This is a genomic window from Candidatus Accumulibacter meliphilus (assembly GCF_036625345.1).
Classification (GTDB): domain Bacteria; phylum Pseudomonadota; class Gammaproteobacteria; order Burkholderiales; family Rhodocyclaceae; genus Accumulibacter; species Accumulibacter meliphilus.
This window is the reverse complement of sequence record NZ_JAZKTZ010000022.1, coordinates 1-10,918: the sequence shown is the minus strand read 5'-3', so window position 1 is coordinate 10,918 and position 10,918 is coordinate 1. Positions and strand designations below refer to the sequence as shown.

Genomic DNA, 10,918 nt, shown 5'->3' with positions numbered 1-10,918 from the left:
GGGTGGCTGCAGGTGTTCGCGTTGGTCAGATGGCCCTATTAGACCCGAACACGGCGCATCTGAAAAACATTGAATGGAGATAGTCGTATCTCGAATTACGATTGAACGTGTACCATTGCGTCACCATGGAACTCCGCCAGTTGCGATACTTCGTGGCCATTGCCAAGCACGGCAGCTTCTCGAAGGCGGCCGAGCAGGTGTTCGTCGCCCAGTCCGCGCTCAGCCATCAGCTCGCGCAGCTCGAAGCAGAGCTGGGGACGCGCCTGCTCCACCGCTCGCGGCGTGGGGTCGAACTCAGCGAGTCCGGCCGCATCTTCCTCGCTCACGCCACGGCCATCCTCCGGCAGGTGGATGACGCCATCGCCAGCGTTCGCAACAACGCCGGCGATCCGAGCGGCAAGGTCGTTTTCGGCGTACCGCACAGTGCCTCGAATGCACTGGCCTTGCCGTTACTGCAGGCCGTCCGCCAGCACTTGCCGAAGGTCGAACTCGAACTGACGGAAGAGCTGACAGGCAACCTCGTCCAGCAACTGCGCAGCGGCCAGATCAACCTGGCCCTGTTGTTCGACGACGGCAGCATCGCCGAGTTTGCCTGCGAGTACCTGCTCGACGAAGCTCTGGCCTTGATTTCGCCCGCCTCGGCAGCGGATCGCCCGCAGGCGGCGGTGAGCTTGCAGCAGGCTCTGCTGCTGCCTTTGATCCTGCCCGCCAATCCACACGGCGTGCGCCCGATCATCGAGGCGGCGGCGCGCGCGCATGGGCTAGCGGGGCCGAACGTCATCGCCGACATCAGCTCGGTCAGCATCCTGCGCACGACTTTGCTCGCCGGCCTCGGTCACACCCTGCTGCCGGTGATGCCCTTGCAGCACGAACTGGCGGCCGGCACGCTGTGTGCCGTTCCCGTCGACAACCCGACGCTCACGCGCCGTCTGGCGCTCTGCGCCTCGAAGCATATCCCGCTCTCTGCTGCCGCCACCGCCGTCGCCCGACTCACCCCAGATCTGACCAAGAACCTCTGCACGACAAACGCCTGGCTGGGCGCGGCACTCATTCCGAAGGCACCCTGAAGGGCTGTTGTAAAAACATGCCGAATGAGTGCAATCGGCCATTTTGCACCGTTTAATGTGAAAGTCGCGAATGCGACTTACGAAACTCCCTTCTCCCCTCGCGGGAGAAGGGTCAGGGGAAGAGGGAAAACGGTCATGGCCTTGATCATCAGGGGGGTCTCGACATGTCATGACCGTTAGAACGATGCGGAGTTGGCTCGGGATTGCCAGCGCCGGCTGGCGCTGAGGCACGTAGTTAAGGCGTCTGGAGGAATCGCATCGGTAGGTCTGTTACGTCCGCCGCTCTCCAGGAGCTGACGGCGTCACATATCCCATGAACGGCGCGAGCGAAGGAAGGCGTGGTGCCTGACCGAGGCTGGGACGAAGGGAACGAAAGCGGCGAAGAATGGCCTCAAGGCGCAGAACGCGCGCAAGTCGAAGCCGAATGCGAGGAAGGCCTGCCGCAGGCGGTAACCGACATCTACCGTTTCTGGTTGACCCAAAGGGAATTCACGTGACGAACATCAAAGCGAATCTTCAGGGATTGGCCTGCCTGTAAGGTAACCCTGAATCAACTGAAAGCCCATGGCGGTACAGAGTTGTGCTTCTTCTTCATCCTCCACACCCTCAGCGAGCGGCACGGCACCCGTCGCCAGAACCATTTGCACCAAATCCCTGACGACTTGCCGCTTACGTTCACTAGCCTTGTGCAGGTCGCGAATCAAGGCTATGTCAAACTTCACGAAGTGCGCGGGTACGTCGGCCAGTTCCAGCAAACGCGCCTGCCCGGCGCCAAAATCGTCGTATGCAAAGCGGATTTTCAAATGCCTTAGGCGGCCTGCAAATTCCCGCAGCTTGGCGATGTTGGTCACTGCTGATTCGTGAATCTCGATGACGATATCGAGTTCCGGTGAAGATTTGCGAAGACGTTCGAGTGAATCCAGAAAAATACCGCTGAATGTTTCCTTGGGGTGTGCGCTAATGAACAGGGCCTTGTCCTTGACGTGCGGAGCCATCTTGTCAAGTCCAAATTCGCGGAAAGCCTGGCTCAGATCAATCTCACGACCCATCGACTCCGCCATATTAAAGAGTTCGATCGGCGTTTTTGGCAACTGCGGATGATTCGCACGACCAAGAAACTCATAGGCGACAATCTGCCGTGTATGGGCATCAACGATGGGCTGGACGGCGCCAGACAGGCCGCGGCCCATGAGCAGTTCGTCAAATTCAGACTCATTGGGCGCAAAACACTCCGACCACGAGATAACTCGTGACATGAGCATGGTGTTCATCTCGTCGAATGGTTGCATGATGCGGTGATCAACAAAATGCAGGTGCAGCTTGAACTCGGCACTGGCAAAATGAATGGTGTCGTTAGCGTTGAGCAGGCAGTAACCTTCGATTCGATGACGATTGACGAAGGTGCCGTTGGTACTGTTTTCGTCGACGAGTCGAATTTTACCACTGATGTCCCGGACCAGCACTGCATGGAAACGACTCAGCCCGAGGTTCGGAATCACCAGGTCATTCTCCTTGCCACGGCCGATTCGACAAGGCAGCTTGGTAATCACGAAGTCGGCACGGGCGTCGTCTGTTCCGAAAGCTTCCAAAGACCACTGCTTTTCCAAAGCATCGCTCCTGTTGTACCGTTACCAGATCATATTAAAATAAGCCACAAGACAAAAAAACTCGGGTCTGAGTGGCAGATCGTCGATCGTCAAATCGGTTGAACACCATCGGCACGCAGTTGCTCGCCGTGCGCTTGGCGCTGACAACACGCAAGCCGTCGGCGTTCAGTAAGCCCGGTGTGGCCAAGTTCGGGCCGCTAGCAACGAGAGTATAGTGCCCTTCATCAAGCGGCGGCAATCTCGCATTTGGGCCTGGTAGCCCCTGAATAACGTTCCAGCAGCGAAACCAAACCGACATGCAAGCACATGATGGTGCAACTGAAGTCCGTGCTTCTGTCGCACACTACCGACGAAAACGCGGCCAAGGTGGAAGGGGGTGATGATCGCCCGCGCTGTGGCCTTGGTGGCGAGCACGCAAGAAAAGCAGCATCCCACGTAAGCCACTTCGACGGCCCTGGATCGGGGCGCCTGTACTCCTGCCACCGCGGGGCGGAACGCCGCTCGATCCGCGCGTCGACTAGCGGGCGACCGTGAGCCGCTATTTGGCCGGTGGCGGCGATAACTTCAGCATTCTCTTGCAGGGTCGGGAACGGCGCACCGGCATGATGGACGTGGACGCCTTCGCGCAATACCTCGGCAAACATCCTGCGCTCACTGCCGGTCCGTTGAATCGCTTTGAGCGGTTGGATTGAGCGGCTGGATTCCGCGCTTTGTCGCCTTCTCGATGCGCTGGTCGCCGGGTCAGAAGCGCAACTCCTGACGCCGTCGTCGCTTAGATCAGCACTTCAACAAGCGCCGGGCCAGGGGTCTCGAGCAGGGAACGGAAAACGGCTTCGAACGCTTCGGCGCTTTCCACTCGCTCGCTATGGATCCCCATGCCGCGTGCGATATCCGTCCAGCGCAGCGCGGGATTACCGATGTCAAGCATCGACAGCGCGCGTGCGCCAGGCGTGCCGACGCCGACGCGCTCGAACTCGATGTTCAGAATGGCGTAGCTGCGATTGGCGAAAATCACGTTGATTACATCGAGCTTTTCGCGGGCCATGGTCCACAGCGATTGCAGCGTGTACATCGCGCTGCCGTCACCTTCCAGGCAAATCACCCGGCGCTGCGGGCAGGCCACGGCGGCGCCGACGGCGAGCGGTAGTCCGTTGCCGATCGAACCTCCCATCAGCTGCAGCCAGTCGTGCGCCGGCGCGCCCACGCTGGCCAGTTGTGCGAAGCGGCTGCAGGTAATCGCTTCGTCGACGATGATCGCACCTTCGGGCAGGCAGCGCGCGATGACGCTTGTGGCGACGCGGCCATCGAGCACGCCGGTGGCTGGCACAAGATCGGCCGCAGTCTGCAGCAGCCGCGGCTGAGCCGGCGCATGCAGCGCGTCGGCGAGCGCGCTCAAGGCCGCCACGACATCGTCGGCGGGGCCCGCCAGCGTCAGCACCTGGCAAGCTGCTGGCACCAGCACGCTCGGCTTGTTCGGGTAGGCGAAGAAGCCGACGGGGCGTTTGGCACCGGCAAGAACCATCAGATCGGCGCCAGCCAGCACTGCGAGCGCATCTTCACCGAAGTAGGGAAGGATGGTGATCGGTACGCGGCCTGCGCCGCGCTCCAGACGGCGATTGAAAGTTTCCGCCAGGAGACGCAGCGGCAACGCGGCGGCGATTCGCCCGGCCAGCGTCGCGCCTTCGCCGAGCAGGCCTTCTCCGCCCAGCAGCAAGACCGGCTGGTGGGCTTGCCGCAGCGCTTTTGCTGCTCGATCGACCTGCATCGAGGGGAGCGTCGGCAGGGCGTTCGGTGTGGGCAGAGTGGGCGCAAGCGGGGGCAGGTAATCCGCAGGCAACTCGTTCCAGGCACTGTCGGCAGGCACCAGCAGCGTCGCAATCTTGCCCGGCACACCGCCCGCAGCGGCGACCGCTTCTGCGCCCAGGCGTGGCAGGTCGGCCGCGGTCGCGGCACTGTGCAACCAGTCGGAGACCGGTCGCGCGATTGCTTCGATGTCCGACGTCAGCGGCGCATCGTAGCGCCGGTGATAAGTGGCGTGATCGCCGACCACATTCACTATCGGACTCAGGGCCTTGTGCGCGTTGTGCAGATTCGCCACGCCATTGGCCAGGCCGGGTCCGCAATGCAACAAGGTGCACGCCGGCTGGCGCGCCATGCGTGCGTAGCCATCGGCAGCACCGGTTGCGACCCCTTCGAAAAGGACCAGAATCGGCCGTATCCCAGGGATCTGGTCGATCGCCTGAACCAACTGCATTTCCGACGTGCCGGGATTGGCAAAACAAACCTCGATGCCACCCTCCAGCAGCGTCTTGATCAGCGCCTGCGCTCCATTCATGAATTTCGCACTCCTCTAAGACGATGGCCGGAAAAGAGCATGCCATCTTGCTTGCCTTTTGACAGAAAACGCCTTGTATGGAGATTCTCTCCCTGAATCATTGACGCAAGCTCTGTCTTTGTAGCGCAGGCAGCCTGAATTGAAATGCTTTTCGGCCGCCCCCGCTAAGCGATGTCTACATCACTTGGGAAAGATAAGAGCCTAGTCGCAAGTCGGTGGTGAGTATGTGCTCGGTTAACCAGCGCTCCAGAAATTCGATATGTTCGTCCACCACATATTTGTCCGCTTGAAGGATTGCTTGCTGTAGTTCCCTGGCGCCCTGAATCAATTCCTGGTGCTCCGCTTGGTGTTCTTCAATTCCCTCATAACGATGCTTGAGCATCAAGCGTTCCTCGTGGCTGAAGTGCCAAACCGTACAATTGATCAGCTCTTCCAAGATCGCCGCGATATAATCTTGGGGCTCCTCGTCCATTACGGAATGATTGAGCAGGTTGAAAATATCAACCAACTTACGGTGATCGTCATCTATTTCGTCGACCCCAACGCTTAGTATTTTGTCCCAAACTATATCTTTCATAATTCTTCTCCTGAGATAAATAACAGAACCCGAGAGGGGGCTTTGACAAAAGTAATCGCGCTGGCCTAAGGATGCAGGCGCGAGACAGTGTACCGCTAAAAAGTCGCTTCCATAAGCTGCCGATGATTCAAGTCGCGTATGGAGGAGGCTAGAGCAATGGTAGCTCTAACGGTCATGACAATCGAGACACCCCAGATCATGAAAGTCATGACCGTTTCCCCTCTTCCCCGACCCTTCTCCCGCGAGGGGAGAAGGGAGATTCGTGAGTCGCTTGCGCGACTTTCACATTAACGGTCATGACACGTGGAGACACCCCAAATCATGAAAGTCATGACCGTTTCCCCTCTTCCCCTGCCCCTTCTCCCGCAAGGGGAGAAGGGAGTTTCGTGAGTCGCTGGCGCGACTTTCACATTAAACGAGAATCGACGACAGCAGGAGGCTTATCAGACCGTCGAAGCCGTGTGGCGTTATCGGAATTGCGACGGGATGGGCATCTTCCCTGAGTCGCCATCCGCACTTCCCCCTAACCGACGCTTCGCCTGCAGGGCGACCACGGATATTGCCAGGGCATGTTTCGGCGTGACGGCAGTGGGGGAACGAATTCGCCGTGGCTGTGGGTTTCGAGTTGCGCTTGGGGGTGGCTTCGAAGGAAAACTGATATCATGCCAAGCGGATTGCATCGGCCAGGTCCCCCTGTCAGGGACCTGCTTCCGGTTTTGGCGGTGCCCGATGGTTCACGATTTTCCCTTTGTGGAGACCGGCAGATGGTTGCTTCGACGAGTGGGTCCGAAACCTCTAAAACGGACGAGCCGGGATTCGTTCTGACGCCGCCGGAACCGATCAAGCTGGTCGATGAACAACGCGCCTCGCAGGCAACGTCCTTGCCGGCGGAACTCGCGGACGCGGTCGATGCTCAGGTCGAGCGTTTCATCAGTGCCTTGCTCAGCGAAGATGTGCACAGCGACGCGTTCCGGGCAAAGGTCGACTCGGCGTTCCGCCTGGGCAGAGAAGAAATCGCCGCGACCGCACATTTGATGAGCGGACGCTTCATGGCGCGCAACATGGTCGGTATGGAGGATTCGACCGCATTCAAGGCGATCAGCGAAATGCGCCGGCATCTTGACGAGCTTGACCCCGGCAAGGAAGGCGATTTGCTTTCGCAGAACAAGCTGCTCGGAATGATTCCCTACGGCGACAAGCTGAAAGCCTATTTCCGCAGATTCCAGAGTGCCAGTCAGCAGCTGCAGACCGCCATGCGCCAGATCTACGCGGCCCGGGACGACCTGCAGCGCGACGGCATCGACATCGATGCTACGCGGGTCAGCTTATGGGAAGCCATGCAGCATCTGAAGGCTTCGATACGTTTTGCCGAACAGCTTGACGGCCGCTTGGCAGAGAAAGTTGCCGCGGCCAGAAGCAGCGATCCGGAGCGCGCCAAGGCGCTGGAGCAGGAAGTTCTCTACTCTGCGCGGCAGAATCTGCAGGACATGCTCACCCAGATGGCCGTTTGTGTGAACGGCTATCTGGCCATGGATGTGCTCAAGAAGACTTGCCGCGAGTTGATCAACGGTTGCGAGCGGGTTGCCACCACGGGCCTGTCGGCACTGGCCGTGGCGCAGACGGTGGCGCGCGCTACGGGCAATCAGGTCAAGGTCATGGACATGCTTTCCGGCGTGAACAGCACCATCGAGAACATGATTGTCGAAACCGGCAAACAATTGAATAACCATGTCGAACGTAGCGCGGCGTTCGGTGGCAGCCCGCTGCTGGGGATCGAGAAACTCAAGGAAATGTTCGCCCTGACGTTCAAGGCGATGGATACGATGGACAACTTCCGCAGTCGAGCGCTCGAGGTGATGGGTCAGAACAATGCTGTCATGCGCGACCAGTTGGCCAAAGCGCAGACTTACCTGGACAAGTCACGCCAGGAGCAAATCCGCGCGCTGGGTAGCCCTGGCCTGGAAGGGCCGGTCAGGCTGTAGAAGATTTCGTCGCCCTTGCACTCGTCGGTGGTCTTGATAAGGCGATTTCTGTCAAATAACATACCACCTTGCTTGTCTTTTCGCCCGCCTTCTGTGTTGCGACAACAGTTACATAGTTCGACTATGCGCCTGTTGTCGCGCCTTGAAGCCGACCGAAAATCCGGCGCAATCTGATACGTTCTTTTCCGGCAACCGCCTAAGGGGAAACACAAATGACGCAGCACTACCTGATTCGGCGTGACACCTCGGCCTGGAATTTGCAGGTCTGGCTATCCTTCTCGATTGCCGCTTTGGCCTGTGCGATCGGCGTATGGAGCATGCCCAGCGAAGAGCTCGATCGCGCTTTTCTGGCCATCGGCCTGTTCTTTTGTCTCTTTTCAGCATTTACGCTGGCCAAGATGATCCGCGACAATCGCGACGAGCGTGTCGATACCACCCCCTGGATCATGACCGTGTGGATCGGCTTCCTCGTCGCCGTCGTGCTCACTGCATGGGGCCTCTTTCGGATGAAAATTGGCACCTGGGAAAAGAGCTACATGGTCGTCAGCTGGCTGTTTCTGGTCAGCGCCGCCTTCACCCTTGCCAAGTTGGTTCGTGACAAGCAGGAAGCCGATATTCTCGAATCGTCGAGCACGGAGAAGGCCTTGTTGTTTGCCGACGATCAAGCGCCTGCGGTGGAACGATAGACGCCGTCTCATCGCCAGACGGGTGCCGGCCTGGCGACGCTTCCTGACCCAGTGGTATGCGACTAGCGCTTGCTGTTGATGAAGGTCTCGTGGTTAGCCAGTTTGCGAACTTCGTCTGCCGCGGCAAGCTCGAGCACCTTTCGCAAGCGGCCATGCAGGACATCCAGCTGATTCTGTAGCGATTCCTCGGGCGTTTTTTCGCCCGGCCTGACGCTCAGGCCCTTGCTGGCATCGCGCACGGACAGATAGTGCCGGCACATATCGGGGAGGTAGCGGGCGATGATCTCTCTGACAAAAAACTGCTCTTCGACGGGTACGACCAGGGCTTTTTGCTCGTTCGCCAGCACGTCGACCGCTCTCGCCAGCGTTTCTTTCAGGCCCGCAAGGGATCGCGCTGCATCATGCGGAAGTCTGGGGGCTACCTGGGCGAGAAAGGTATCCAGCTTGGCGGCGTCTTTGCTGATGTCCGCCGCTTTTCCGGAACGTCCGCGGCGTGCCGCTCTGGCACGCATCACCAGCCCTAGGCCGCCAGCAAAGGAGACGATCGCCAGTCCGGCAAGCGGCAGGCTTGCCTGCACGGTGGCAAGGAGACCTCCCAGCACGCCGATGGCCATGGCGATCAGTCCGGGAATCGACAGGAGTGCCGGCCGCAGGCCTCTACCGGCGTCGGCTTCGCGGTCAATCGCGGTCGCCAGAGGACGCCCGACAGTCCGTCGCTGTTGCGTGCGCAGCAGACGCTCGGTGACTGCCGCCCCATACGCCGCCGGCTTGGCAGTTCTTGCGCTGCCCCGCTTCGGCAAGCTGCCGCTGACCCATTTCTTCTGATCTGCCATAAAGTCTTCTTGCGATTAGGCAACTGGCGAATCTGCCTCCCCGCATGCCTGGGATCGGGTGAGTGAAGCCGTCAAGGCGTGGGTGAGCGTGGCTTGTTGCGCCACCCATTGTATTTCGTCTGGCCGTGAACTCAAGCTGCTGGCAGCGGCGGCGTTTGGCCAGCCCTGAAGCATGGGCTGCGAAACCGGCCGCGGTCGGGCGTCGGCGGTGAGCGGTGGCTGGCTCGCCTCTATGGGGGTGAGCCAGGCGAGGCGCTCGGCATGAACTTGGCGTTTGTGTATAGTGTTTCGATTGTCGCCATCATGGCCAGTCTTATTCTTGGAGTCTGCTTTGAATTTCCTGTGCCTGCTTAATGTGAAAGTCGCGCAAGCGACTCACAAACCTCCCTTCTCCCCTCGCGGGAGAAGAATCGGGGAAGAGGAAAAACGGTCATGACTTTCATGATCTGGGGTGTTTCGATTGTCATGACCGTTAGCAAGTCGAGGCCCAGCCGCGCGCTGCTGCTGGTCCTCCTGCTCTCGAGTTGCGCGGATAGCCGGCTCTTGAGCTATGGTGACGATACCAACTTTCTGCTCTTCGATCACCCGAACTCGGAAAAGGCCATCGCGGACGTTCGGGCCCGCGCCGAAAGTCTGTGCGCCGAGCGCAAGCAGCTGGCTGTCAAGACCGAGAGCGTCTGTTCGCTCAGCAGTTGTACGACGAGCTATCAGTGCGCGAGCAAGGCGGACGTTGTCCAGGACGCGCTTTGAGCGACGGGCGCCGCCGGTCGCCCTTGCCCGTGAGGGAAAGCTTGACCGTGCCGGCGCACTGCAAGTGGCGGGGAAACGTCATGACAGGCATCATCAGGGGCGTCTCGACATGTCATGACCGTTTGGACAGTCGGCGCAGGACCTTGGTGAGGAACGACTGGCCGCGAACGTGATCGCTTCTTCTATGGTAGATTGGCGTGGGAGGAAGAACATTGGCAGAACGCAAGTTACGCTACGGCGTCTATCTTGGCGCCGTACAGCGCCACAAACGACAGATCAGCTTCGCTGCGCTTCTCGACGCCGAGCGCCTACAGCCCAAACGTCCCCCACTGCGGGCCATCGATCTGCACCGTTTGCTGACACCCTACGTTTCTGTGCGCTTCAGCGAACAACTGCGTGCAGTCGTGCCGCTGGCGTTGATGCTGATCGGTTTTCAGGCCCTCGCGCTGCGCACTTCCTTGCTCGACGCCGATTCCGTAGCGCTCGGCATCCTGGCCGTGATCATCGGTCTGATGTTCTTCATGGAAGGGGTCAAGATCGGCTTGATGCCCCTCGCCGAGAACGTCGGCTTCCAGATGCCGGGCAAGACGAACCCGGCTGTTCTGCTCTCGTTCAGCCTGCTGCTGGGGGTTGCGGCGACTTTTGCCGAACCGGCCATCGGGGCGCTACAGGCAGCGGCCAGCGCCATTTCTCCCGAGCGCTCGCCGTGGCTGCGCCAACTGCTCGGCCCCTATTCCCACTGGCTGGTTCTGGCCATCGCCGGCGGGGTCGGTCTGGCGGTGAGCATCGGGATGCTGCGCACGATGTTCGGCTGGAAGCTCAAGACGATGATCTTGCTGATCATGCCGCTGACTCTTGGGCTGACCGCCTGGTGCGCCCAACAGCCCGAACTGGCGTCGATCATCGGTCTTGCCTGGGACTGCGGCGCGGTAACTACCGGCCCGGTCACCGTGCCCCTGGTGCTGGCGGTCGGGGTTGGTGTGGCGGCCTCGACGGGACGTAGCGATAACCCGTTGTCGGGTTTCGGAATCGTCACCCTGGCGTCGGTTTTCCCGGTTCTTGCCGTGCTCACTACGGCGGT

Annotated in this window: 11 protein-coding genes; 7 read left to right on the top strand and 4 right to left on the bottom strand. The window is 59.9% G+C overall.

What is annotated here, in order from left to right; translation table 11 throughout:
• The first annotated feature begins 125 nt into the window (after nucleotides 1-125).
• Complete coding sequence (locus tag V5B40_RS24475) at nucleotides 126-1,067, top strand: LysR family transcriptional regulator (protein WP_332356983.1); 942 nt, start codon at nucleotides 126-128, stop codon at nucleotides 1,065-1,067.
• Between the two features lie 341 nt (nucleotides 1,068-1,408).
• The gene (locus V5B40_RS24470) at nucleotides 1,409-1,564 is read left to right on the top strand and encodes a hypothetical protein (protein WP_332356982.1); all 156 of its coding nucleotides are present in this window, start codon (nucleotides 1,409-1,411) and stop codon (nucleotides 1,562-1,564) included.
• Between the two features lie 6 nt (nucleotides 1,565-1,570).
• Here the strand turns inward: V5B40_RS24470 and V5B40_RS24465 are convergent, their stop codons facing one another.
• Nucleotides 1,571-2,674 carry an EAL domain-containing protein gene (locus tag V5B40_RS24465; RefSeq protein WP_332356981.1) on the bottom strand — a complete coding sequence of 368 codons (1,104 nt, stop codon included), beginning with the start codon at nucleotides 2,672-2,674 and terminating at the stop codon, nucleotides 1,571-1,573.
• A gap of 530 nt (nucleotides 2,675-3,204) precedes the next feature.
• Here V5B40_RS24465 and V5B40_RS24460 point away from each other — a divergent pair.
• Nucleotides 3,205-3,366: a hypothetical protein gene (locus V5B40_RS24460; protein WP_332356980.1), complete on the top strand. Its 162-nt coding sequence runs from the start codon at nucleotides 3,205-3,207 to the stop codon at nucleotides 3,364-3,366.
• An 80-nt stretch (nucleotides 3,367-3,446) separates the two neighbouring features.
• On the opposite strand, the gene V5B40_RS24455 is transcribed toward V5B40_RS24460, so the two are convergent.
• Together V5B40_RS24455 and V5B40_RS24450 are read right to left on the bottom strand one after the other, a co-directional pair.
• The gene (locus V5B40_RS24455; RefSeq protein ID WP_332356979.1) at nucleotides 3,447-5,009 is read right to left on the bottom strand and encodes an acetolactate synthase large subunit; all 1,563 of its coding nucleotides are present in this window, start codon (nucleotides 5,007-5,009) and stop codon (nucleotides 3,447-3,449) included.
• A 175-nt stretch (nucleotides 5,010-5,184) separates the two neighbouring features.
• Nucleotides 5,185-5,586: a bacteriohemerythrin gene (locus V5B40_RS24450; protein ID WP_332356978.1), complete on the bottom strand. Its 402-nt coding sequence runs from the start codon at nucleotides 5,584-5,586 to the stop codon at nucleotides 5,185-5,187.
• A 764-nt stretch (nucleotides 5,587-6,350) separates the two neighbouring features.
• On the opposite strand from V5B40_RS24450, the gene V5B40_RS24445 reads away from it, so the two are divergent.
• Nucleotides 6,351-7,568, top strand: a complete 1,218-nt coding sequence (locus V5B40_RS24445; RefSeq protein ID WP_169066317.1) for a toxic anion resistance protein — start codon at nucleotides 6,351-6,353, stop codon at nucleotides 7,566-7,568.
• A gap of 212 nt (nucleotides 7,569-7,780) precedes the next feature.
• Nucleotides 7,781-8,254 carry a YiaA/YiaB family inner membrane protein gene (locus V5B40_RS24440; RefSeq protein ID WP_169066318.1) on the top strand — a complete coding sequence of 158 codons (474 nt, stop codon included), beginning with the start codon at nucleotides 7,781-7,783 and terminating at the stop codon, nucleotides 8,252-8,254.
• A 62-nt stretch (nucleotides 8,255-8,316) separates the two neighbouring features.
• On the opposite strand, the gene V5B40_RS24435 is transcribed toward V5B40_RS24440, so the two are convergent.
• Nucleotides 8,317-9,087, bottom strand: coding sequence for a hypothetical protein (locus V5B40_RS24435; RefSeq protein ID WP_332356977.1), 771 nt, complete (start codon nucleotides 9,085-9,087; stop codon nucleotides 8,317-8,319).
• A 432-nt stretch (nucleotides 9,088-9,519) separates the two neighbouring features.
• On the opposite strand from V5B40_RS24435, the gene V5B40_RS24430 reads away from it, so the two are divergent.
• Together V5B40_RS24430 and V5B40_RS24425 are read left to right on the top strand one after the other, a co-directional pair.
• Complete coding sequence (locus V5B40_RS24430) at nucleotides 9,520-9,837, top strand: hypothetical protein (protein ID WP_332356976.1); 318 nt, start codon at nucleotides 9,520-9,522, stop codon at nucleotides 9,835-9,837.
• Between the two features lie 212 nt (nucleotides 9,838-10,049).
• Nucleotides 10,050-10,918, top strand: an 869-nt coding sequence (locus V5B40_RS24425; protein ID WP_332356975.1) for a DUF1538 domain-containing protein, incomplete at its 3' end; no start/stop codon positions are given.

Bases quoted from the DNA above. Each gene is read 5' to 3' on its own strand.
- V5B40_RS24475 (WP_332356983.1), top strand. From the start codon at position 126: ATGGAACTCCGCCAGTTGCGATACTTCGTGGCCATTGCCAAGCACGGC.
- V5B40_RS24455 (WP_332356979.1), bottom strand. From the start codon at position 5,009: ATGAATGGAGCGCAGGCGCTGATCAAGACGCTGCTGGAGGGTGGCATC.
- V5B40_RS24450 (WP_332356978.1), bottom strand. From the start codon at position 5,586: ATGAAAGATATAGTTTGGGACAAAATACTAAGCGTTGGGGTCGACGAA.
- V5B40_RS24445 (WP_169066317.1), top strand. From the start codon at position 6,351: ATGGTTGCTTCGACGAGTGGGTCCGAAACCTCTAAAACGGACGAGCCG.
- V5B40_RS24440 (WP_169066318.1), top strand. From the start codon at position 7,781: ATGACGCAGCACTACCTGATTCGGCGTGACACCTCGGCCTGGAATTTG.
- V5B40_RS24435 (WP_332356977.1), bottom strand. From the start codon at position 9,087: ATGGCAGATCAGAAGAAATGGGTCAGCGGCAGCTTGCCGAAGCGGGGC.
- V5B40_RS24430 (WP_332356976.1), top strand. From the start codon at position 9,520: ATGACTTTCATGATCTGGGGTGTTTCGATTGTCATGACCGTTAGCAAG.